Raw genomic sequence first — 23,038 nt, forward strand, 5'->3', positions numbered from 1 at the left:
CCCTCTGGCACCCGGTGCCACCGCTGAAGGAAGTGACAGCTCATGTCCGCACCAGCGCCGTCCACGCTGGCCATCGTCGACGCCGAGCCCCTGCCCCGGCAGGAGGAGGTCCTCACCGATGCGGCGCTCGCCTTCGTGGCCGAGCTGCACCGGCGGTTCACGCCCCGGCGTGACGAGCTCCTCGCCCGCCGTGCCGAGCGCCGCGCCGAGATCGCCCGCACCTCCACGCTCGACTTCCTCCCGGAGACCGCCGCCGTCCGCGCGGACGACTCCTGGAAGGTGGCCCCCGCTCCGGCCGCGCTGAACGACCGCCGCGTCGAGATCACCGGCCCCACCGACCGCAAGATGACCATCAACGCCCTCAACTCGGGCGCCAAGGTCTGGCTCGCGGACTTCGAGGACGCCTCCGCTCCGACCTGGGAGAACGTGGTCCTCGGTCAGCTGAACCTGACCTCGGCCTACACCCGCACCATCGACTTCACCGACGAGCGCACCGGCAAGTCCTACGCCCTGCGTCCGGACGCCGAGCTGGCGACGGTCGTCATGCGCCCGCGCGGCTGGCACCTCGACGAGCGCCACCTCCAGGTCGACGGCCGCCCGGTCCCCGGCGCCCTGGTCGACTTCGGCCTGTACTTCTTCCACAACGCCCAGCGCCTCATCGACCTCGGCAAGGGCCCGTACTTCTACCTGCCGAAGACGGAGTCCCACCTGGAGGCCCGGCTCTGGAACGAGGTGTTCGTCTTCGCGCAGGACTACGTCGGCATCCCGCAGGGCACGGTCCGCGCCACCGTCCTGATCGAGACGATCACGGCCGCGTACGAGATGGAGGAGATCCTCTACGAACTGCGCGACCACGCCGCCGGGCTGAACGCGGGCCGCTGGGACTACCTGTTCTCCATCGTCAAGAACTTCCGTGACGGCGGCGCCAAGTTCGTCCTGCCGGACCGCAACGCCGTGACGATGACCGCCCCGTTCATGCGGGCGTACACCGAACTCCTCGTCCGCACCTGCCACAAGCGGGGCGCCCATGCGATCGGCGGCATGGCGGCCTTCATCCCCTCGCGCCGGGACGCCGAGGTCAACAAGGTCGCCTTCGAGAAGGTCCGCGCCGACAAGGACCGCGAGGCGGGCGACGGCTTCGACGGTTCCTGGGTCGCCCACCCGGACCTGGTGCCGATCGCCATGGAGTCCTTCGACAAGGTCCTCGGCGACAAGCCGAACCAGAAGGACCGCCTGCGCGAGGACGTCGACGTCAAGGCCGCCGACCTGATCGCGATCGACTCCCTGGACGCCAAGCCCACGTACGCGGGTCTGGTCAACGCCGTGCAGGTCGGCATCCGCTACATCGAGGCGTGGCTGCGCGGCCTCGGCGCGGTCGCCATCTTCAACCTGATGGAGGACGCGGCCACCGCCGAGATCTCCCGCTCGCAGATCTGGCAGTGGATCAACGCGGAGGTGGTCCTCGACAACGGCGAGCAGGTCACCGCGGAGCTGGCCCGCAAGGTCGCCGCCGAGGAACTGGCCAACATCCGTGCCGAGATCGGCGACGAGGCCTTCGCGGCCGGCAACTGGCAGCAGGCGCACGACCTGCTGCTCACGGTGTCGCTCGACCAGGACTACGCCGACTTCCTGACCCTGCCGGCGTACGAGCAGCTGAAGGGCTGACGCCGTCCCGCGTTCGACGACCGCGCCCCCGGTGCCGCAGCACGGCACCGGGGGCGCGGTCGTGCGCCAAGCCGGGCGGGTCAGCCCAGGTGCACGGACCAGTCCTGCTCGGCGGGCGGCTTGCCGTGCAGGTCGGGGACCCGCTTCAGCCAGTCCGGTCGGCCCCGCTGCGTACGCGCCGCGCGGGCGGCGTTCTCGGCGGCGAGTTCCTCGCGGCTCGGGAAGCCGGTGGGCAGCCACTGCCGTGAGGCCCGCACGCGCGCGTGCAGGTAACTGACGTAGGCGGCGCGCACCTTCTCCGGCGTGTCGAGGTCGCCCTCACAGGTCAGCCAGGCCTCCGGCGCCCGGCCCACCACCTCGCGCAGCAGTTCCTCCGTCACCTTGGGCGCCAGCTCGGCGTCGGCGGCCGGGAGGTCGGGCGCGTAGTGACCGAGGGCGTGGTGGCGGAAGTCGTACGCCTTCTCGGGCGGGGAGGCGCCCCAACGGTGGTGGAAGACGAGGGCCGCGCCGTGGTCGATCAGCCACAGGCGCGGCGGCACGGTGCCGAGGGTGGGCCAGACCATGAGGTTGGAGCTGTGCACCGTCCGGTCGACGTTGACGGTGAGGGCGTCCAGCCAGACGACCCGCCCGGCCTCCCGCGCGTCCACCGGGAACACCTCGGCCAGCTCGGGTGTGAAGTCGGCGCCGCCCGAGAGGTAGTCCATGCCCAGGTTGAGCCCCGCGCTGGCGTGCAGCAGGTCCCGCACCTCCTGGTGCGGTTCGGCCTCCGCGATCGCCGGGTCGAAGTGCGCCAGCACCAGCTCCGGCACCCGCAGCCCCAGCTCCCGCGCCAGCTCCCCCACGATCACCTCGGCGACCAGCGCCTTGCGGCCCTGCGCGGAGCCGGTGAACTTCAGGACGTAGGTGCCGAGGTCGTCGGCCTCGACGACGGCGGGCACGGAGCCACCGGAACGCAGCGGCTCGATGTAGCGGGTGGCGGTGACTTCGGTGAGCATGGGACGAGCATATGGAGCGGACGCGTCCGACGCGTGCGGCGCCGACCGTCACCTGAGGTCCAGCTCCGCGCGGACCGTCTTGCCGACGGGTACGCGGTCCAGCACGCCCCACCGGTCCGCCAGCGCGTCCACGAGCAGCAGCCCGCGCCCGTGCTCGCCTTCCGGCACCGTCGTGACCTCCGGGCGGCGCTCTCCCCGGCTGTCCGACACGTCGATCCGCAGTGTGTACGCGTCGAGCCGCAGCAGCACCTCGATGTCCCGGCCCGGCACCCGCCCGTGCGTCACGGCGTTCGCCGCCAGCTCCGCGACGAGCAGCGCGGCCGTGTCGGAGAGCGCCGAGCCGTACGGGACGCCCCAGGTGTCGAGCCGGTGCAGGGCGAGATGCCGGGCCAGTCGCGCGCCGCGCGGGGTGGAGCTGAACCGCTGCACGAACACACGCGCGGTGACCGGGGGTCGGGGTGTGGGGGCTGGTCTCATGCCGCCCATCCCACCTGCGGCGACGGCCCATCACCAGGTCGGCCACTGGTACGCAGGGTCAGCGTACGGGTACGGAGTGTGGACGGTAGGGGTAACCATCCGTGACCATGGGCCCGTTGGCCGGGTTGGCCCAGTGGGTGTACGTGGCGGGAGGTGTCCTGGATGTCGGACGGTACGGGTGGCGCGGGCGGCGCGGAAGCGCTGTGCGGGGGCGGTGAACCGGAGCGGTCGGACAGTCTCAGGACCTTCGGCGAGGTCGTCAAGGCGTTCCGCAAGCGGGCGGGCCTGACTCAGGAGGAGTTCGCTCCGCAGGTGCGGTACTCGGTGCCGACGGTGGCCTCGATCGAGCAGGGGCGGCGCTTCCCGCCGCTGGACTTCGTGGAGCGCGCGGAGGAAGTCCTCGACGCGTTCGGCGCGTTGCGCGGTGCGGCACGGCATCTGTCGCGGCAACCGGGATTGGCGAGCTGGTTCCGGCAGTGGGCGCGGTTCGAGGCGGAGGCGGTGAGTCTGTACACGTATGAATGCCGGGTGGTGCCGGGGCTGTTGCAGACGGAGGGGTATGCGCGGGCGGTGTCGTTCAGCGTGCCGCCGCTGCCCGCCGAGAAGGAGATGAACGACCGGATCACGGCCCGCATGGCCCGGCACGAACTCCTCGCGACGAGCCGGACTCCTCCCACGGCGTTCAGCTTCATCGTGGAACAGGCGGTCCTGGAACGCGGCACCGGTGGCGACGAGGTGACGCGCGAGCTGTACGACCACCTGCTGGGCTTGGTCGAGCGGCACTGGAACGTGGAGTTTCAGCTGATGCCGCTCCGGCAGCCGGTGCATGCGGGGTTGGACGGCCCTATGCAGTTGGCGGAGACGCCGGACAACCAGTGGTTTGGTTACTCGGAGGGACAGAAGAACGGGCGGCTGATCACCGATCGTAAGGAGATCAGCGTGCTCCACCAGCGCTATGCCAAGATGCGTTCACAGGCCCTGACCCCCGAGGACTCCGTGGGCCTGTTGAAGCGAATGCGAGGAGCGCTATGAACACGTCCGACCTGGCCTGGTTCAAGAGCAGTTACAGCGGCTCCCAAGGTGACGACTGCGTCGAAGTGGCGATGGCGTGGCACAAGTCCAGCTACAGCAGCGGCAGTGAGGGCGACTGCGTCGAGGTGGCGTCCTGCCCCCGGACCGTGCACGTCCGTGACTCGAAGGTGCGGCAGGGGGACCAGCTCGCCGTCTCCCCGGAGGCCTGGACCCGCTTCCTCACGTACACGACCGGCCGCTGACCCCGCCGCCCGCCGGAAACGCCCCGCCCGGGAACTCCTGGGCGGGGCGTCGTCGTCGGCCCGGTCAGTGGTCCGCCGCGCTGCCCCGGACGACACAGGACCGGCTGTTCTCCCACCCCCATCCGTCACCGTCCGGGTCAGACGCACCGCCGTTCACGCAGTACGGGTAGCCGTTGGGCGCGGTGCCTCCGGTGCCACCGCCGCCGTAGACCGTCGCCCTCCTGGACGTCGCGGCGATGCCGTTGCTGCCGTAGAAGATGCGGTTGCCCCAGCTCGTCAGCGAGTTGGGATCGAAGCCGTTGACCATGTCGAGGTACTCGACCCCGCCGCCGTTGCCGCTCCAGGACCAGCCGAGGTAGCCGACGCCGAGGGACTGGGCCGTCGCCATGATGGCGTCCTCGTCGGGGTTGCCGTCGCTGTGCTGGTTACCGAACTCACCGACGACGATGGGCAGTCCGCCTCCGACGAAGGCGTTGAGGTAGTCCCGCACCTCGGCGGCGGTGTCGTAGACCCCGTACATGTGGATGGAGAAGACGGTGTTGCGGTCGGGGTCGGAGGCGAAGACCGAGGCCGCGTTGGAGCGCATCGTGCCGGACCAGTCCTGGCCCCAGTTGGGCGCGTCGACCATCAGGGCGTGGTGGAGGCCGGCGCCGCGGAGCTTGCCGATGGCGGCCTTGGTCGCGGCGGTCCACGCGGTGTAGTTGGTGTTGCCGAAGGGCTCGTTGCCGATGTTGACGACGACGTAGTCCTCCTGGCCCGCCAGCGCGCTCTTCACACTGACCCAGTAGTCGGCCGCCTGGTCCAGGCTGGTCGCGGCGCCGTCCTCGCCGTAGCCGGTGGTGTCGTGCACCTCCAGGACGCAGATGACCTTGTTGGCCTTGCACTGGCCGATGAGCGTGGAGACCTGGGCGGCGCTCGTCCTCGTCCAGCGGCCGCCGCTGCTGATCACGACGCGGACCGTGTTGGCGCCCTTGGCCGCGATGTCGGCGATGGAGCTGGTGCGGTCGGGATACCAGGTGTAGGCGTGGTTGACCCCGCGCATGACGAATGCGCTGCCGTTGCCCTCGACGACGCGCCCGTTGCCGACGTGGATGCCACCGGCCGCGGCCTCCGCCCTTCCGGCGGAAGGACCGGTGAGTGCGAGCAGCAGACCCAGAACGGCGGCGAACGCCATCCCCGCGGTCGTGATCAGCGTGCTTCGTGGCTTACGCATGTGTCTCCTTCGATGGCGAGCATGCACCTGACAACGTTGTCCCCGTGTGCCGGATGGACGTTTACCGGTTAACCGATAGGGACCGTAGGGACACCTGACATGCCTGTCAATCCGTCGCGCAGAGGCTGTTGACGCAGGTAAAGAGCCCATATTGACGGGGTTCACGGCCTGGTCAGCGGGTTTAGCGGTTTAGCAGAAAGAGGGGGCGCGACACGATGTCGCGGCCCCCTCCCGGTGGTCGTTCCGCCGCCGCTACGCGCGGGGCGACGCCGTCGACGCCCTCGGCACCAGGGACGGTGTCGCCACCGGCCGGGACGGCACGTCGTTGCCCGCCAGCACCTCGAACAGCACCCGCGCGACCTGCGCCCCGAAGCCGTGCACGTCGTGGCTCATCGCGGACAGCGTCGGATGGGTGAGCCGGCACAGCTGGGAGTCGTCCCAGGCCAGCAGGGACAGGTCGTCCGGCACGGAGACGCCCATCTCGGCGGCGACGCCGAGGCCGGCGACCGCCATGATGTCGTTGTCGTAGAGGATCGCCGTGGGGCGCTCGGCAGAGAGCAGCAGGGAGCGGGTGGCGCGGGCGCCGTCCTCACCCGAGAAGCCCGTCTCCACGTGCGGGCCGCGCTCCAGGCCGAGTTCGCTCAGGGTCCGCTCGAACGCCGTCGTCCGGATGGCGCTGTGCCCGAGCCCCCGGGGGCCGCCCACGTGCGCGATGCGCCGGTGTCCCAGCACCGCCAGGTAGCGCACCGCCTCGGCGACGGCTGCGGCGTCGTCGGTCCACACCGACGGGAAACCGCCGGTGAGGGACGGGTGGCCGACCGCCACGGCGGGCAGGCCGATGCGCCCGAGCGGGCCGATCCGCGGGTCCTCCTGATGGAAGTCGACCAGGATGGAGCCGCCCACCTGCCGCTCCCGCCACCAGCGTTCCTGGAGTCCGATCTCCTCCTCCAGCGAGCCGACCAGGCGCAGCAGCAGGGAGCAGTCCCGCTCGGCCAGCACGCTCTCGATGCCGGAGACGAACTCCATGTAGAACGGCTCCAGGCCCAGCAGCCGGGCCGGCCGGCAGATGGCCAGCCCCACGGTGTCCACGGACTGGCGCGAGAGGCTGCGGGCCGAGGAGTTCGGGGCCCAGCCCAGCTGCCGGGCCGCCGCGAAGATCCGCTCCCGGGTGGCGTCGGAGACCCCGGGTTTGCCGTTGAAGGCCAGGGAGACGGCGCCCTTGGAGACGCCGGCGGCCGCGGCGACGTCCTTGATGGTGACGCGGACGGACGGTGTGCTCACGCCGGTTCCACACAGAACAGGGCCGCTCGTACGGCGTTGGCCCCGGTCTCCGCGGCGCCCGCGACCCGCAGGCGGAGCTGTTCGCCGGGGAGCAGGGTGCGCAGTCCGGTGTCGCAGACCGCGTCCGGTCCGAGCCGGTCGGCTTGCAGAAGGAGGTCACGTACGAGGGTGTGTGCGGTTACCACGACTTCGACACTACCGGTCCCCGCACCCACCGGGGACTCGACGGCCACGTCGTAGTGCGGGGCCGGATAGGCGAACTCCCGGTCCGTGACGGCGAAGTGCACGGCGCGCAGGCCGTCTTCGTCGGCCACCAGGAATTCCTTGGCGGACGCAGGCCCGGGAGCCAGGTCGGGCGGCACGGTCCGCCGGTGCACCGAGCGGGCGGCGACGGTCGCGTCGATCACCTGCTCAGCCGCCTCGGTGCCGTCCGTCCGCAGCCGCCGCAGGGTCACCCGGGCCTGCCAGGGCTCGGCGGACTGGTTGACGAGAGCGAGTACGGGCAGGGCGTCGTCGCCGTCGCCCGGCTGGAGGGTGAGCAGCCGGTCCGCGTAGACCCGGCGCAGCTCGTGGTAGAGGGGCTTGAGCCGGCCGTCGCCGTCGATGGCCGCCCAGGAGCTGACCGGCCAGCAGTCGTTGATCTGCCAGACGATCGTCCCGGCGCACACGGGCCAGTGGGAGCGCCAGTGCTCGATCCCGGTGGCGATCGCGCGGGCCTGCACGACCTGGGTGAGGTAGTGCCAGCGGTCGAAGTCGTCCTCGGGCAGCACGAAGTGGCGCTCCACGCCCCGATTCAGCTTGCCGTTGCCGTCCTCGGCCTTCTGGTGGTGCAGCATGCCGGGCGAGTCGGGCGCGAGCCGTTCGCCGGGCAGTGCGCGCCGCAGGGTCGCCAGCGCGGGCGGGGCCTGCCAGCCGAACTCCGACACGAAGCGGGGCACCGAGTCGCGGTACTCGGTGTAGTCGCGGCGGTTCCAGACCTCCCAGGAGTGGTGGGTGCCGTGGGCCGGGTCGTTGGGGTGGTGGTCCCAGGAGCCGGACCAGGGGCTGCCGGCGGTGTAGGGGCGGGTGGGGTCGAGTTCGGCGACGATCCGCGGGAGCAGGTCCAGGTAGTAGCCGCCGCCCCAGGAGTCGCCGCGCAGCTCGGGCTCCCAGTCCCAGTCGCGAAAGCCCCAGAGGTTCTCGTTGTTGCCGTTCCAGAGCACGAGTGAGGGGTGCGGCATGAGCCGGACAACGTTGTCGCGGGCCTCGGCCTCCACCTCGCCGCGCAGCGGCTGCTCCTCCGGGTAGGCGGCGCAGGCGAAGAGGAAGTCCTGCCAGACCATGAGGCCCAGCTCGTCGCAGGCGTCGTAGAAGGCGTCGTCCTCGTAGATGCCGCCGCCCCAGATCCGCACCAGGTCCACTCCGGCGTCGGCCGTCTGGCGCAGCCGGGTGCGGTAGCGCTCCGGGGTGATCCGGGACGGGAACACGTCGTCCGGGATCCAGTTGACCCCGCGCGCGAAGATCCGTTCGCCGTTGACGACCAGGGTGAATCCGGTGCCGTGCCGGTCCGCCGAGCGGTCCACCTCCACGGTCCGGAAGCCGATGCGCCGGTGCCAGGAGTCCAGCGGCCGGTCGTCGCCGGTGGCTTCGACGAGGGCGATTTCCAGGTCGTACAGGGGCTGGTCGCCGTAGCCGCGGGGCCACCACAGGGAGGCGTCCGGCACCTCCAGCGTCAGCACGGCGCGCGTGCCCTCCACCGTGCCGCGCGCCTCGGCGACGCCGTCCCCGCCGGTGGCGCGTACGGCGAGCGGGCGGGCCGTCCCCCGCGCGGTCCGCTCGACCTCGACGTGCACCTCGACGCGCCCCGTGCCGCCGTCGACGGTCACCAGCGGGCGGACGTCCGCGATCCGGGCCGTCGACCAGCGCTCCAGCCGGGCCGGACGCCAGATCCCCGCGGTCACCAGGGTCGGGCCCCAGTCCCAACCGAAGCCGCACGCCATCTTGCGGATGTACTGGAACGGCTCCGGGTAGACGTTGGGACGCTCCCCCGTCAGCGCCCGTACCGAGGCCGCTTCGTCGTAGGCGGAGGCGAAGCGCACCTCCAGCGGCCCGTGCCGACCGGTGACGTCGAAGCGGTGACGCCGGTGCATGTTCCGGGTGCGGCCCAGCTCCCGGCCGCCCAGGGTGAGGGTCGCGGCGGTGTCCAGGCCGTCGAAGACCAGGTCGGTCCGCTCGTACCGCTCCTCGGCGGTGTCGGCGGCGGGCAGATCGCGGACGTAGGTCCAAGCCCTGCGTCCGACCCAGGCCACGTCGGGTTCGTTGACGCCGAGGAAGGGGTCCGGGATCAGGCCGGCCGCGAGCAGATCGGTGTGGACGCAGCCGGGGACCCGGGCGGGCAGCAGGTTCTCGTCGTGGCTCAGGCTCCAGCCCTCGGCGAGCGGGACGACTTCCTTCATGGACGGCTCCTTCGGCGGGACGGGGCCCGTTGTCGTGGGGCAACGCGACTCAACCTAACCCCACAGAAGTGAACCGGTCTAGCCCGCACTTCGCGACGGACGATCTTCGCGGGGGGCGCGAAAACCGCCGATGGAGCGGATCACGTCCCGGCCCGAGGTAACGATTGGGTATCGCGAGCGAAAGACAAGCTTTACCGGTTAACGAGTGGCTGACATAGTCGCCGACACCACCACCGGAGCCCGAGCCGTGATCCTTGGAAAGGAGCTGGGCACATGGGGAAGAGGACGCTGGGCGTCGCTCTGCTCGCCACCGCGACGCTGACCGTCGCGGGGTGCGGCGGAGGAGGCAGCCCGAACGCCGGCGAGACCGCCGCCGCGCCGGTCAACCCGGACGGCGTCTCGGGGGACATCACCGTGCTGACCAATCGCACCGACCTGGTCGAGGACGGGACGATGAAGAAGTACGCCGCCGAGTTCAACAAGACCTACCCCGAGGTGAAGGTCGAGTTCGAGGGCCTCACGGACTACGAGGGGGAGGTGAAGATCCGCATGAACACGGAGGACTACGGCGACGTCCTGCTGATCCCGTCGGCGGTCGCCAAGGGCGACTACCCCACCTTCTTCGCACCGCTCGGCGAGACCTCGTCGATGAAGCCCACGTACCGCTTCACCGACAAGACCGACGTCGGCGGCAAGACGTACGGCATCGCCACCTTCGGCACGGCCAACGGCCTCGTCTACAACAAGGCGGTGTGGAAGAAGGCCGGGATCACCGACTGGCCGACCACGACCGGGCAGTTCCTCGACGACCTCAAGGCGGTGAAGGAGAAGACCGGAGCCACCCCGTACTACACCAACTTCAAGGACGGCTGGCCGCTGGAGAGCCCCTGGACCAACGGTGTCGGCTCGATCAGCTGCGACACCCAGGCCTCCGACAAACTGGCCGGGATGGACGAGCCCTGGGCCGAGGGCAACGACCTGCGCACCCTCGACACGCTGCTGTACGACATCGTGCACGGGAAGCTGTCGGAGAAGGACCCGGCCACCACGAACTGGGAGAGCTCCAAGACCCTGCTGGCCAAGGGCGAGGTGGGCAGCATGATGCTGGGTTCCTGGGCGGTCGACCAGATGCGGGACGCCGCCGAGACGGCCGGGCGGAACCCGGACGACATCGGCTTCATGCCGGTCCCGTCCCAGCAGGACGGGAAGTTCTGCGCCACCCTGGTCTCCGACTACCAGCAGGCCGTCAACGTCCACTCGGACCACAAGGAGGCCGCCCGGGCGTGGATCGACTGGTTCACGGAGAAGTCCGGCTACGCGGCCGAGGAGGGTGCCGTCTCCGCCCTCAAGTCCGAGGGGATGCCGACGACCCTCCGGGAGTATGTTGACAACGATGTCAAGATGATTGAGCGGTCCGAGGCGAAGACGGCCGACGTCAACGCCATCGACAACGCCTCCGAGATCGGGCTCAACAAGCCCGACTACCGCAAGAAGCTCATCGACATCGCCCGGGGCGCCACGGACGGTTCGCTCGAAGGCTACTTCGAGGACCTGAACAAGCGCTGGTCCGAGGCCCGGCAGACCGTCGGCTCCTGAGCCGGCGCCCGCCCGGACGCAAGCCCGACTCCCGCACCCGCCGGGTCGCCGCCTCGCCGCCCGGTGAGCGGGACCCGGCGCCCAGCGCCCTCAGCGGACGACGAAAGGCCCTGGCACCGCGATGCCCCGAACCCGAACCCGAACCGTCTCCACCGCGTCACCGCCCGCCCCGGCCGCCGCGCCTGACCGGGTCGGCAAGCTCCCCTCCCGCCACCGGGCGCGGGCCGGCGCCTCCTGGCGCGACCGGTCGCTGCGCGTCCTCACCCCGTGGCTGTTCCTGCTGGCCCCGCTCGCCCTGCTGATCACGTTCACCTACGTGCCGGTGGGCAACATGATCTACTACAGCTTCACCGACTGGGACGGCGTCAGCCCCGACCGCTCCTTCGTCGGCACGGAGAACTACACCGAGATCTTCACCCGTCCCGAGCTGCTGCGGGTGTTCGCGGTGAGCTTCTACTACCTCGCCGCGTCCGTCGTGCAGATCGTCGTCGCGCTGTACTTCGCGGCCGTCCTCAGCTTCGACCTGCGCTTCAGGAACCTCTTCAAGGGCATCCTGTTCTTCCCGTACCTGATCAACGGCGTGGCGATCGGCTTCGTCTTCCTGTACTTCTTCCAGGACGGCGGCACGCTCGACTCGGTCCTGTCCTGGTTCGGCGTCGGCACCGACCACGCCTGGCTGGGCAGTCCGGAGTCGGCCAACACCTCCATGGCCGGGGTGTCCGTGTGGCGCTTCACCGGCCTGAACTTCGTGCTGTTCCTCGGCGCCATCCAGTCGATACCCGGCGAGCTGTACGAGGCCGCCCAGCTGGACGGCGCGAGCCGGTGGCAGCAGTTCCGGCACATCATCGCGCCGGGCATCCGGCCGGTGCTGAGCCTGAGCGTCATCCTGGCGGTCTCCGGCTCGCTGTCCGTCTTCGAGATCCCGTACATCATGACCGGCGGTGCGACGGAGACCTCGACGTTCGTCATCCAGACGGTGAAGTTCGCCTTCCAGTTCAACAAGACCGGCCTGGCCTCGGCCTGTGCGGTGGTGCTGCTGGCGATGATCCTGGTGATCACCTGGATCCAGCGCCGCCTCGTGCCCGACGAGAAGGTGGATCTCGTATGACCCTCACCGCCCCCGCCCGCCGCCTGCAGGAGCGGGCCCGCCGCCGTCCGCGCGTCGGCACCGCCCTGACGTACCTGTCGCTGGTCGTCGCCTCCGTCGTGGTGCTGCTGCCGCTCGCCGTGGTTTTCCTGACCTCGCTCAAGTCCTACGGGGAGGTCTCCGACGGCCGGGGCGCCCTGGCCCTGCCGGACGACTGGCTCAACTTCTCCAACTACGCCACGGCGTTCCACGACGGCCACCTGCTGAAGGCCTTCGGCAACACGGCCTTCATCCTGCTGTTCTCCATCACCGGCACCGTGATCATCGGCTCGATGACGGCGTACGCCATCGACCGCTTCGACTTCCGCCTCAAGAAGCTGGTGATGGCCCTGTTCCTGGTCGCCACGCTGGTACCGGCCGTGACGACGCAGGTCGCCACCTTCCAAGTGGTCAACAGCTTCGGTCTGTTCAACACCCGCTGGGCGCCGGTCCTGCTGTACATGGGCACGGACATCGTGGCCATCTACATCTTCCTTCAGTTCATCCGCGGCATCCCCAAATCCCTCGACGAGGCGGCGCGGCTCGACGGCGCCAACTCCTTCACCATCTACCGGAAGGTCATTTTCCCGCTGCTGAAGCCGGCCATCGCGACGGTGGTCATCATCAAGGGGATCACCACGTACAACGACTTCTACATCCCCTTCCTCTACATGCCCTCCGAGGACCTCGGCACCATGTCGACGGCCCTGTTCCGGTTCAAGGGGCCTTTCGGGGCGCACTGGGAGAACATCTCCGCCGGGGCCGTGCTCGTCATCGTGCCGACGCTCGTGGTCTTCCTGTTCCTCCAGCGGTACATCTACAACGGGTTCGCCCAGGGGGCCACGAAGTAGCGCCGCGGGCCCGCCGGCCGGCGCCGGCCGGCGGACGATCCGCGCGTCAGGCTGAGGGTGACGGGGAGGCCGTCGGGGCGGGGCCGCCGGGTGCGCCGTCGCCGTCGTTCACGGCGTCGGGGTCGACCGCCATGGTGAGGTGGCCGATGACGCCGCGCTCGATGTGCCGCCGGTCGTAGACGAGTTCGAGCAGTCCGCCCGCCGCCCCGGTGCCCGGGTAGATCGAGTCCTGGTCGAGGGTGACGCGCGTGACGGAGTTCGCCGAGTAGGGCGCGACGTCCGCCGTGGCCCGCACCGCGTCCTCGGAGAAGTAGAACTGCCCGGTGTGGCAGGTGCGGCCGCCGGTGTAGCCGTCGGAGCCCCGGGAGCCGCCGGTGTGCACCTTGGTGTGGATGTGGACGGCGCGGCCGGTGTACCAGCCGGGGAAGACGGTCCGGAAGGTGACGAAGCCCTGCCGGTCGGTCATCTGGATGCCGCGCAGCCAGGTGAGGTCGTCGGTCGGGGTCGCGTGACCGCCCCCACCGCCCCCACCGCCCGGACCGCCCGGCCCGTCGGGAGGCGCCGTCGGCGTACCGGACGGCGGCGGGCCGGGCGGTGTCCCGCCGCCCCCGCCGTTGCCGACCTGGGTGTAGCCGGAGTAGACGCCGGAGGCGTCGCAGTGCCAGATCTCGACGGCCGAGTTGCGCAGCGGCTCGCAGGTCGCGCCGTCCACGGCGCGCAGCACGAGGAGCAGCGGGATTCCGGTGCGGTCCTCGACCACGTTCTTCCGGAAGAGTTCGTAGTCGATGTAGTAGGGGCCCTCGATCTGCTCCGTGGTCAGCGCCATGCAGGCGTCGGACGCGGTGGCGGCCGCCTTCACCGCGTCGAGGGTGCCCGGCCCCCCGGCGGTCCGGTCGGCGGCGCCGGCCACGGTGCCCGCGCCACCGAGGGCGACGACGGCGCCGGCCGCGCCGCCGAGGGCGAGCATGCGGCGGCGGGACACGAGGCGGGAGACGACGGCGTTGTCAGGCTCTTCGAGAGAGAATCTAGACATGGGCACGACAGTATGGACGGTGCCTGTGAGTTCCGTGTGGGTCTGCCTGTGAACCCGGTATGCATCACGACGGGCGGGCCCGGACCCCAGGGCCGGATCAGTCGGTGACCGGGTGCAGCTCCGGCCGGGCGTCCCACCAGGCGCGGTAGAACGTGTCGTCGGGGATGCTGTCGAGGTAGGCCCGGGCCGCCGCCCGGTACAGCAGGCGGGCGCGCTGCTCGGTGACCGCGGACCGGTTCCAGGCCAGCCGGATGCGCTCGGTGAGCGGGTCGCCGGTGAGCGGGCGCAGGACCGTGCCCTCGACCTGCGGCGAGGTGGGCTGGCACATGGAGACGGCCCGTCCGGCGGCGATCAGGTCCCAGCGCATCCTGCGGTCGGCGATCCGGTAGCGCAGCGTCGGCGTGAAGCCGGCCCGGCGGCAGGCGTCGGTCATGGCCTCCGGGCCACCGTCACCGTCGTCGGTGAGCGTCGTCCAGGTCTCACCCGCCAGGTCGGCCAGGTCGATCTCCTGCCGCCCGGCCAGCGGGTGGGCGGCCGACATGCGTACGCAGGCAGGTTCCTTCGGGACGAGGGTGCGGGCCGCCACACCGTCGGGGAGCGGCACTTCGTGGTCGCCGACCTCTCCGTACAGGATCGCGTCGTACTTCCCGGCACCGAGCATGCGGGTGAGCGTGGTCGCCGAGTGCTCGGTGGTGAGGTCGATCTCGTGACCGGGCAGCTCCTCCTCCAGCGGCTCGATCAGCCGGTCCACCAGGACGAGCAGGAGGCAGCCGATCCGCAGCACCGGATGCGGTGCGGTGGCGCGCGTCCCGGCCGTCAGGGCGTCCATCTCGCCGAGCACCCGGCACGCCACGGACAGTACGAACTCGCCCAGCGGGGTGGGTTCGACACCGATCCTGCTGCGGACGAACAGCTCGCCGCCCGTGACCTGCTCGATGCGGCGCAGCTGCGCGGAGAGGGCCGGCTGGGACACCCCGAGCCGCATCGCCGCCCGCCCCAGACTGCCCGCTTCCGCTATCGCGCGGACAGCTTCGAGATGCCTCAACTCCAGCTGCATTTCACCAGCATAGGCAGGGTGGCGGACGGCCCGGACGGGTTCGGCGGGGGGCCGGTCATAACGCGGGTCTTATGAGCGGTGGGAGGTCCCCTCGTTGCCATGGCCACGCCCATACTCGGCGCATCCCACGGACTCCCCCCTCCAGACTGGAGCAGATGTGCACCTCACCAGACTCACGGCCGCCCTCGCGGCGCTCACGCTGACGGCGGGTCTCGCCGGCACGGTGGCGGGCACCGCCGCCGCCGCCGGACACGGTTCCGCTCCCGCCGCGCACGGTTCCGCTCCCGCCGCGGACCGTCCCAGCCCGCTGCGCGCCGGCTCCCTTCAGGCCCGGCTCAGCCCTGCCCAGCGCGCGACCCTGGTCCGCGGCGCGAAGGACGACACGGCCGCCACCGCCCGCACCCTCGGCCTCGGCGCGAAGGAGAAGCTGGTCGTCAGGGACGTCGCCAAGGACGCCGACGGCACGCTGCACACGCGCTACGAGCGCACCTACGACGGCCTGCCCGTGCTCGGCGGCGACCTCGTCGTGCACACCCCGCCCCCCTCGTCGGCGTCCGGCACCGTCAACACCACCTGGAACACCAAGCACAGGATCGCGGTTCCCTCCACCACCGCGACGGTCACCAAGGCGTCCGCCGAGAGCCGGGCGCTGCGGACCGCCCGGGCCCTCGACGCGGCCCGGCCCTCGGCCGACAGCGCGCGCAAGGTGATCTGGGCCGGCGAGGGCACCCCGACGCTCGCCTGGGAGACCGAGATCGGCGGCTTCCAGGACGACGGCACGCCCAGCAGGCTGCACGTCGTCACCGACGCCACCACCGGAAAGGAACTGCACCGGTTCCAGGCCGTCCGGACCGGTGTCGGCAACACCCGCTACAGCGGCCAGGTCCAGCTGACCACGACCCGCTCGGGCTCGGCGTACACGCTGACCGACGCCACGCGCGGCGGTCACAAGACGTACAACCTGAACCACGCCACCTCCGGCACCGGCACGCTGTTCTCGCAGAGCAGCGACACCTGGGGCGACGGCACCACCTCCACCGCCACCACGGCCGCCGCGGACGCCGCCTACGGGGCCCAGGAGACCTGGGACTTCTACAAGAACGCGTTCGGGCGCAGCGGCATCAAGAACGACGGCGTCGGCGCCTACTCCCGCGTCCACTACGGCAACGCATACGTCAACGCGTACTGGGACGACAGCTGCTTCTGCATGACCTACGGCGACGGCTCGGGCAACAACGACCCGTTGACCTCGCTGGACGTGGCCGCCCACGAGATGAGCCACGGTGTCACGTCCAACACCGCGGGCCTCGAGTACAGCGGCGAGTCCGGCGGTCTGAACGAGGCGACCTCCGACATATTCGGCACGGGCGTGGAGTTCTACGCCGGCAACAGCTCCGACGTCGGTGACTACCTCATCGGCGAGAAGATCGACATCAACGGCGACGGCTCGCCGCTGCGTTACCAGGACAAGCCCAGCAAGGACGGCAACTCGGCCGACAGTTGGTACTCGGGCCTCGGCAACCTCGACGTGCACTACTCCTCGGGTCCGGCGAACCACATGTTCTACCTGCTGTCCGAGGGCAGCGGCACCAAGACCATCAACGGCGTCACGTACAACAGCCCCACCTCCGACGGCGTCGCCGTCACCGGCATCGGGCGCGACGCCGCCCTGCAGATCTGGTACAAGGCGCTGACCACGTACATGACGTCCAGCACCGACTACGCCGGTGCCCGCACCGCCGCCCTCAACGCGGCCGCCGCGCTGTACGGCTCGGGCTCCACCCAGTACGCCGGGGTCGGCAACGCCTTCGCCGGCATCAACGTGGGCAGCCACATCACGCCGCCCAGCAGCGGCGTCTCGGTGACCAACCCGGGCAGCCAGTCCTCGACCGTCGGCACCGCGGTCAGCCTCCAGATCCAGGCGAGCAGCACCAGCGGCGGCTCCCTGACCTACAGCGCCTCCGGTCTGCCGGCCGGCCTGTCCGTCAACAGCTCCACCGGGGTCGTCTCCGGGACGCCCACCACGGCCGGGACGTACAGCACCACCGTCACCGTGAAGGACTCCACCGGCGCGACCGGCACCACCACGTTCTCCTGGACCGTGAGCACCGGCGGTGGCGGCGGGACGTGCGCCTCGGCGCAACTGCTGGCCAACCCGGGCTTCGAGTCGGGTGACACCCGTTGGACCGACAGCGGGGTCATCACCGACGACAGCCGCCAGCCGGCTCACGGCGGCTCCTACACGGCCTGGCTCAACGGCTGGGGTTCCGCGCACACCGACACGCTCTCCCAGACGGTGACGATCCCCGCGGGCTGCAAGGCGACCCTGACCTTCTACCTGCACGTCGACACCGCCGAGATCGGCAGCACCGCCTACGACAAGCTGACGGTGACCGCCGGTTCGAAGACCCTCGCGACCTATTCCAACGCCAACGCGGCGTCGGGCTACAGCCGCAAGTCCCTCGACCTGTCGGCGCTCGCGGGGTCGAAGGTGACCCTGAAGTTCACCGGCGTCGAGGACGCCTACCTGGCGACGAACTTCGTCGTCGACGACACCGCCCTGACGACCGGCTGAGCAGCCCCGCACGGCAGCGTCCCGCGCCCCTCCCCCCGGGGTGCGGGACGCTGCCGTGCCGCCCGCCCGCGTCGGTGCCCGCCCGGAGCACCGGCCCGACGGCGAGGCGGGGCCGTCCCCCCGTCACCCCGGCACCCGGCGCAGCGGGTTGGGCAGCGGCAGGTAGCGGGCGTCGGCGCCGTCCGCGCCGGTCCAGCGCAGCAGGAGGTTGGTCTTGGCGGGGAGGGCGGGAGCGTCGAGCAGGGCCGGGATCTCCGGGAGGTCGTGGCGGGCCAGGACGCGGCGCACGGCGGGCCAGGGGTCGAGGCCGGGGTGGTGCTCGGTGAGGGCGGCGGCGATCTCGTACAGGTGGTTGACGACCAGGCAGTAGACCAGGCGCTCCCAGCCGGCCGCGCGGGCGGTGTCCGGCAGCAGCTTGACGCCCTCCGCGTCCCGGAAGAGGGCCTGCACCGGGGCACCGGCCGCGTCCACGGCGACCAGGGTGTTCTGCAGGTGCGCCTCCAGGACGACTCCGTCGTCGGCGAAGGCGGTCAGCACGGGCGGGACGACGGCGTCGAGGTACGCCTCCCACCAGGCCGCGGGGTCCGCGGTGCCGGCCAGCGGGCTGCCGGGGAAGCCCTCCACGAGCGCGGCGGCCAGGAGCGGGGTCGCGCCGGGCAGGAGGTGGTCCCGCACGCCGTCGCGGACGACGACGGCCAGTTCCTCGAAGGCGAAGTCTGCGGTGCGGTGGCCGCGGTCGCCGAGCCAGGCGGCGGGGGGCCCGAGCGAGGCGAACGCCTCGGAGACCGCCGTGTCGGTGCGGCGCAGCCGCATCAGGTCGTGGCGCCACAGACGGCGGATGTCGTTGGTGACCCGCACGTCCAGGCTGAACTTCAGGAACAGGTCCCGTCCCGGGAGGTACTCGGGCGCGTACACCGTGCGGATCGCGGCCGTCGGCCAGGCGAAGAAGCCGGTCGTGCCCACCCGCAGCAGCCGCCCGTCGGCGAAGGCGGGGGCGAGGGCCGGCGCCGTCAGCTCCAGCTGCCAGGGGTGGGCGGGCAGCAGCCGGTAGCCGGGCGGCGCCTTGCCGAGGGCGTCCAGGGCGGCGGTGTCCCCCTCGTCGACGACGGTGTCCTCCCGCACGGCGAGCAGCGTCAGCGGGAAGCGGGCGTGCGCCTCGGGCGCGTACGGCAGCCAGCCGGCGTGCGGGCCGCCCCCGCGCGCCTTCGGGGCCGGGTGGTGGGTGTGGCCGGTGAGCAGGGACTGCTCGGAGCGGAGGTAGGGGTCCGCGGGCGGGGTGGCCCGCGCGCGTGCCGTCAGCAGCGCGGCCACCGCGTCGCGGCTGTCGGTCATCTCGGTGGGCAGTTCGTGGTTGGGCACACCGGTGTGCCGGCGCAGCGCCTCGGCGACGAGCTTCACCAGTTCGGCGTGGTCGACCGGGTGCCACCCGGCCGCCGTACGAACTTCCGGTTCCGCGGGCCGGCGCCCCGGTCGCACGCGCAGCAGTCTGCCGCCGGGCAGCCGGTACACGGGGCGGGCGCCGGGGCCCGGCAGCGGTTCGGCGACCTCGCGCAGCAGGCAGTTGAGCAGCGGCACGGCCGCGTACGCGTCGGCACGCCGCGCCAGGTCGTCCGGGGAGTCGGCGCCGGTGGGCGGGGGCAGGAGATCCACGCGTTCCACTCGTTCCCTACGGTCGGTCCATGGCGGAGAGGAGGACGGAGACGATCAGGACGATCAGTATGTCTCCCGTCATGACGCACATCCGTACCCGAGGAGCCTGCCCGTGCACCGTCCCCCCGGCACAGCGGCCGAGTTCGCCGACGAACTGGCGGCCGTCCGTCCCGCCCTGGCCGCCCGGTTCACCGCCGAGCTGCCCGGGGCGCGGGCGGCGGTGCTGTCCCGGCTGTGGCGTGCGCTCACCTTCGAACCGCTGCCGTGGATCGAGCGCCGGGAGCGGTCCGGTGACGGACTCGTCCTGCGCCTGCGCGACGGCCGCCGGCTGACGGGTCCGGCCGCCGACCCGTACCGCACGGACGCCTACGTCCCGGTCGTCCGGGTGGGCGAGGCCGCGCACGACGACCCGGAGCGGCTGATGACCGGCCTCGCCGTACCGGGGTCGACGGGGTTCGCCGCCGAACTCGGCCACAGTGCGGCGTCGCTGGCGCTGTCCCGCGCGGCGCAGCCCCGGGCCGTGCCGGAGGGGGCGCCGGAGAATCACCCGGACGAGTGGCCGGGCGGCGCGTGGCCGGACAGCGACTGGGGCTGGGAGCGGCGCGTGGTCGACGGGCACCCGTACCACCCCGGCTGCCGTGCACGGCCGGGCTTCTCGGTGGCGGAGCAGCTCGCGTACGGCCCCGAGCACGAGCCGGTGGTGGAGCTCGGGCTGGTGCCCGTCGCGCCGGCGGACTGCCTGGTGACGGGGGTGTGGCCCCGGGAACTGCGGGACGGGGACCGGATGCTGGTCCCGGTGCATCCGTGGCAGGCGGCGCACGTGCTCGACCGGCCCTTCCTGCCGTGGCTCCCCGCGCACCCGCTGATGTCCCTGCGCACCCTCGCCGTGCCCGGCGGGCCGCACGTCAAGACCGCGCTGAGCGCCCGGCTGACGTCCTCGGTGCGGGACATCTCGGTCGCCTCGGTCACGGCGTCGGCGCACCTGTCGTCGTTCGGGGAGGTACTGGCCGCGCGCCTGGACGGCCTGCTGCACGTGACCCGCACGCTGGGCGCGGCCACGGACGGCTCCCCCGACCTGGCCGCCGTACTGCGCGAGCCGCCCGGGGTGTACGCCGCGCCGGGCGAACACGTGGTCCCGGTGGCCGCGCTGGCGACCACCCGGCTGCCCGGGTCACCGACCTGGCTGGCGGCCTTCACGCGTCTCGCGCTCACCGCCGGGCTGCGCGCGCTGGAACTGGGCGTCGCCCTGGAGGCCCACGGCCAGAATCTGCTGGCCGTGCTGTCCGCGACGGGCGATCCGCTGCGCCTGGTCTACCGGGACCTGGCCGACATCCGCGTCTCCCCGGCCCGTCTGGCCCGGCACGGCATCACCGCGCCGGACCTGCCCGCACGCGTCCTCACCGACGAACCCCTCGCCCTGCGTCGGAAGTTGTTCGGGTCACTGGTGGGCGGCGCGCTGGCGGCGACGGCCGGTTCGGGTCCTGCGCTGCGCCGGGCCCTGGAGGCGGCGCTGCCCGGGGTGCCGCACACGGAGGATCTCGCGGCCCTGCGCGAGGAGCCGCTGCCGGTGAAGGCGCTGACGGTGATGCGGACTTCGCCGGGACGACCGGGAGATCTGTGGACGGAGCTGCCCAACCCGCTGCGGTGGAGGTGAAGTCGGGGCATCGGCGCGGTCTCGTTTTGGAGCGCGGTACCCCTGATCAATAGGATCCGCCGATGATCACAAGAACACGGCTGGCGGCGGGCACCTGCGCCCTGCTCGCCGCGCTGGCGGCCGGGTTGGCGTTCCCGGCCGGGGCGGTGGCCGGTGAACCCACGGGTGAGGACGCGCCGAAGGTCGACCTGGTGCTCGACGTCAGCGGTTCGATGCGGACGCGGGACATCGACGGCGGTACGCGGATGGCCGCGGCGAAGCAGGCGTTCAACGAGGTGCTCGACGCGACGCCGGAGGAGGTGCGGCTGGGCATCCGCACGCTCGGCGCGGACTACCCGGGCGACGACCGCAAGACGGGCTGCAAGGACACCGCGCAGCTCTACCCGGTGGGCCCGCTGGACCGCACCGAGGCGAAGACGGCGGTGGCGACCCTGTCCCCCACCGGCTGGACGCCGATCGGTCCCGCGCTGCTGAAGGCGGCCGACGACCTCGACGGCGGGGACGGCTCCAAGCGCATCGTGCTGATCAGTGACGGCGAGGACACCTGCGCCCCGCTCGACCCGTGCGAGGTGGCCCGTGAGATCGCCGCCAAGGGCATCGGGCTGACCATCGACACCCTGGGGCTGGTCCCGAACACCAAGATGCGCCGGCAGCTCAGCTGCATCGCGGAGGCCACCGGCGGCACCTACACCTCGGTCGAGCACACCGACGAACTGACCGACAAGGTCAACCAGTTGGTGGACCGCGCGGCCGACCCGGTGGTGACGCCGGTCGCCACGGAGGGCGCGGACGCCTGCGCGAAGGCGCCGGCGCTGAAGTCGGGGCTGTACACCGACCGCGAGGAGTTCGGGCAGCAGCGCTGGTACCGGGTGGACGTGGAACCGGGCCAGGAGCTGCGCGCCTCGGTGAGCGTGGGCGCCGACCGGGCGGTGAACCCGTCCTACGGGGTACTGCTGCGGGCGGTGACGGCGCACGGCCGGGAGATCGTGCGCGGCGAGGCGGCGGGCGACGGCCGCACCGACGTGCTCTCGACGGGACTGCGGTACCCGAAGGCGGAGAGCGACGAGGACGACGCGCCTCCGAGGCGGTGTGCCTTCAGGTCACCAACTCCTTCTCCGTCGCCTCCGGTGTGAAGACCACGCCGGGGCTGCCGCTGGAACTGACCGTCGACGTCGTGGACGGTCCGGGCGACTCCGACGACGTGGCCGCCTTCGGCCTCGGTCGGGGCTGGTGGCTGCTCGGTCTGCTGGTGCTGGTCGGCTTCCTCGCCGGTCTGCTGTGGGGCTGGCTCTCCCGCTGGCGGTTCGCGATCTGGAGGACGAACTGATGCGATTCACCCGAGCGTTGAGTGCGGCCGTCGTGCTGCTCGGCCTCGCCGCGGCTCCCGTCGCGGCCGTCTCCTCCCCTTCCGCGAGCCCGTCCGGGGACGGTGACGCGCCGACCACGGCGGGCACGTCCTTCCGTACGGCGTCCGAGTTCGAGCAGGGGCAGGTGGCCACGGCGAACGGTGCCGCGGGCGACTACCTGTACTGGTCGTTCCCGGCCGACGCCGGGCAGCGCCCCACCGTGAAGGCAACGGTGAAGCTGCCCGGGACGCACGCCGCCCAGACCTGGCGGGCCGACGTGTACGACGGTCTGCGCCGCCGCCAGGCCTGCCAGTGGGGCGCCCAGACCCGCACCGCGGACGCGGGCACCTCCTCCCTGGAGCTGGCCTGCGTCCTGCGCACCGTGCGCGCCTGGTCCGAGCCGTGGGCGAACGACCCGCTGCCGGGCACGTACTACGTCCGGCTGACGGCGGTGGACGTGCCGACCTCGGATCTCGGCGTCCCGGTCTCGGCCGAGGTGCGGGTGGAGTCGAAGGACATCGGCGGCGCCGCGGCGGTGGACGGTTCGCTGGCCGAGCCGCTGGTGCCGGGCATCGCGGTGACGTCCGGCGCCGATGAGGACGGGGAGGGGGACGGCCAGGACGACAGCGCCGTGCTGTCCGCCATCGAGCCGGAGGACGGCTGGTCCTCGGGCTGGTGGTCGGACCGCTGGGTGTGGAGCGGGATCGGGGCCGTGCTCGCCGCGCTCGCGGGCATCGGCGGCTACGCGCTGACCCGAGGGTCGGGACGGCCCTCCCGGGTGCCGCCCGGCGCCTGACAGCCGGTCAGGAG

General features: G+C 71.8%; 17 protein-coding genes and 1 pseudogene. 10 read left to right on the top strand and 8 right to left on the bottom strand.

From position 1 onward, the window contains the following. Positions 1 to 42: 42 nt before the first annotated feature. Entirely contained in the window at positions 43 to 1,665 is a 1,623-nt protein-coding gene (gene aceB, locus ACIBCJ_RS15215; RefSeq protein ID WP_362093150.1) for a malate synthase A, read from the top strand. Positions 1,666 to 1,745: 80 nt separating this feature from the next. Here the strand turns inward: aceB and ACIBCJ_RS15220 are convergent, their stop codons facing one another. Continuing rightward, the gene (locus tag ACIBCJ_RS15220) at positions 1,746 to 2,660 is read right to left on the bottom strand and encodes a HipA family kinase (RefSeq protein ID WP_365978254.1); all 915 of its coding nucleotides are present in this window, start codon (positions 2,658 to 2,660) and stop codon (positions 1,746 to 1,748) included. Positions 2,661 to 2,708: 48 nt separating this feature from the next. After that, positions 2,709 to 3,137: an ATP-binding protein gene (locus ACIBCJ_RS15225; RefSeq protein WP_365978255.1), complete on the bottom strand. Its 429-nt coding sequence runs from the start codon at positions 3,135 to 3,137 to the stop codon at positions 2,709 to 2,711. A gap of 162 nt (positions 3,138 to 3,299) precedes the next feature. Between ACIBCJ_RS15225 and ACIBCJ_RS15230 the strand changes: the two genes are divergently transcribed. Next, complete coding sequence (locus ACIBCJ_RS15230) at positions 3,300 to 4,169, top strand: helix-turn-helix transcriptional regulator (RefSeq protein WP_365978256.1); 870 nt, start codon at positions 3,300 to 3,302, stop codon at positions 4,167 to 4,169. Next, on the top strand, positions 4,166 to 4,411 hold the full coding sequence (locus ACIBCJ_RS15235) for a DUF397 domain-containing protein (protein ID WP_365978257.1): 246 nt from the start codon (positions 4,166 to 4,168) through the stop codon (positions 4,409 to 4,411). Before ACIBCJ_RS15230 ends, ACIBCJ_RS15235 begins: the two co-directional genes overlap by 4 nt. Before the next feature lie 64 nt (positions 4,412 to 4,475). Here ACIBCJ_RS15235 and ACIBCJ_RS15240 read toward each other — a convergent pair whose 3' ends face one another. The 3 genes from ACIBCJ_RS15240 to ACIBCJ_RS15250 form a co-directional block, all read right to left on the bottom strand. After that, the gene (locus ACIBCJ_RS15240; RefSeq protein WP_365978258.1) at positions 4,476 to 5,624 is read right to left on the bottom strand and encodes a cellulase family glycosylhydrolase; all 1,149 of its coding nucleotides are present in this window, start codon (positions 5,622 to 5,624) and stop codon (positions 4,476 to 4,478) included. Between the two features lie 252 nt (positions 5,625 to 5,876). Next, entirely contained in the window at positions 5,877 to 6,905 is a 1,029-nt protein-coding gene (locus ACIBCJ_RS15245; RefSeq protein ID WP_362512822.1) for a LacI family DNA-binding transcriptional regulator, read from the bottom strand. Further along, positions 6,902 to 9,340, bottom strand: a complete 2,439-nt coding sequence (locus ACIBCJ_RS15250; protein ID WP_365978259.1) for a glycosyl hydrolase 2 galactose-binding domain-containing protein — start codon at positions 9,338 to 9,340, stop codon at positions 6,902 to 6,904. Before ACIBCJ_RS15250 ends, ACIBCJ_RS15245 begins: the two co-directional genes overlap by 4 nt. 273 nt (positions 9,341 to 9,613) lie before the next feature. On the opposite strand from ACIBCJ_RS15250, the gene ACIBCJ_RS15255 reads away from it, so the two are divergent. The 3 genes from ACIBCJ_RS15255 (at position 9,614) to ACIBCJ_RS15265 (ending at position 12,913) form a co-directional block, all read left to right on the top strand. Further along, entirely contained in the window at positions 9,614 to 10,936 is a 1,323-nt protein-coding gene (locus ACIBCJ_RS15255; RefSeq protein WP_365978260.1) for an extracellular solute-binding protein, read from the top strand. A 121-nt stretch (positions 10,937 to 11,057) separates the two neighbouring features. Continuing rightward, complete coding sequence (locus ACIBCJ_RS15260) at positions 11,058 to 12,044, top strand: sugar ABC transporter permease (RefSeq protein WP_362093125.1); 987 nt, start codon at positions 11,058 to 11,060, stop codon at positions 12,042 to 12,044. After that, positions 12,041 to 12,913 carry a carbohydrate ABC transporter permease gene (locus ACIBCJ_RS15265; RefSeq protein WP_365978261.1) on the top strand — a complete coding sequence of 291 codons (873 nt, stop codon included), beginning with the start codon at positions 12,041 to 12,043 and terminating at the stop codon, positions 12,911 to 12,913. Before ACIBCJ_RS15260 ends, ACIBCJ_RS15265 begins: the two co-directional genes overlap by 4 nt. 46 nt (positions 12,914 to 12,959) lie before the next feature. On the opposite strand, the gene ACIBCJ_RS15270 is transcribed toward ACIBCJ_RS15265, so the two are convergent. Both ACIBCJ_RS15270 and ACIBCJ_RS15275 read right to left on the bottom strand, forming a co-directional pair. Then, a complete protein-coding gene (locus tag ACIBCJ_RS15270) occupies positions 12,960 to 13,880 on the bottom strand; it encodes an intradiol ring-cleavage dioxygenase (RefSeq protein ID WP_399282542.1) in 921 nt (306 codons plus the stop codon). Positions 13,881 to 14,043: 163 nt separating this feature from the next. After that, entirely contained in the window at positions 14,044 to 15,003 is a 960-nt protein-coding gene (locus ACIBCJ_RS15275) for a LysR family transcriptional regulator (RefSeq protein WP_362093117.1), read from the bottom strand. A gap of 199 nt (positions 15,004 to 15,202) precedes the next feature. On the opposite strand from ACIBCJ_RS15275, the gene ACIBCJ_RS15280 reads away from it, so the two are divergent. Then, a complete protein-coding gene (locus tag ACIBCJ_RS15280; RefSeq protein WP_399282544.1) occupies positions 15,203 to 17,578 on the top strand; it encodes a M4 family metallopeptidase in 2,376 nt (791 codons plus the stop codon). A 123-nt stretch (positions 17,579 to 17,701) separates the two neighbouring features. Here ACIBCJ_RS15280 and ACIBCJ_RS15285 read toward each other — a convergent pair whose 3' ends face one another. Beyond that, positions 17,702 to 19,237, bottom strand: a complete 1,536-nt coding sequence (locus ACIBCJ_RS15285) for an IucA/IucC family protein (RefSeq protein ID WP_365978263.1) — start codon at positions 19,235 to 19,237, stop codon at positions 17,702 to 17,704. A gap of 103 nt (positions 19,238 to 19,340) precedes the next feature. Here ACIBCJ_RS15285 and ACIBCJ_RS15290 point away from each other — a divergent pair, with 103 nt between their 5' ends. From ACIBCJ_RS15290 to ACIBCJ_RS15300, 3 genes and pseudogenes are all read left to right on the top strand, one after another. Continuing rightward, positions 19,341 to 20,882 carry an IucA/IucC family siderophore biosynthesis protein gene (locus tag ACIBCJ_RS15290; RefSeq protein ID WP_365978264.1) on the top strand — a complete coding sequence of 514 codons (1,542 nt, stop codon included), beginning with the start codon at positions 19,341 to 19,343 and terminating at the stop codon, positions 20,880 to 20,882. 62 nt (positions 20,883 to 20,944) lie between these two features. Beyond that, positions 20,945 to 22,209, top strand: a pseudogene (locus ACIBCJ_RS15295) (VWA domain-containing protein). Next, entirely contained in the window at positions 22,209 to 23,024 is an 816-nt protein-coding gene (locus tag ACIBCJ_RS15300) for a hypothetical protein (RefSeq protein ID WP_365978265.1), read from the top strand. Before ACIBCJ_RS15295 ends, ACIBCJ_RS15300 begins: the two are co-directional and overlap by 1 nt. Positions 23,025 to 23,038: the final 14 nt, after the last annotated feature.

The sequence above is a fragment of the Streptomyces sp. NPDC051136 genome, from assembly GCF_044455745.1.
Classification (GTDB): domain Bacteria; phylum Actinomycetota; class Actinomycetes; order Streptomycetales; family Streptomycetaceae; genus Streptomyces.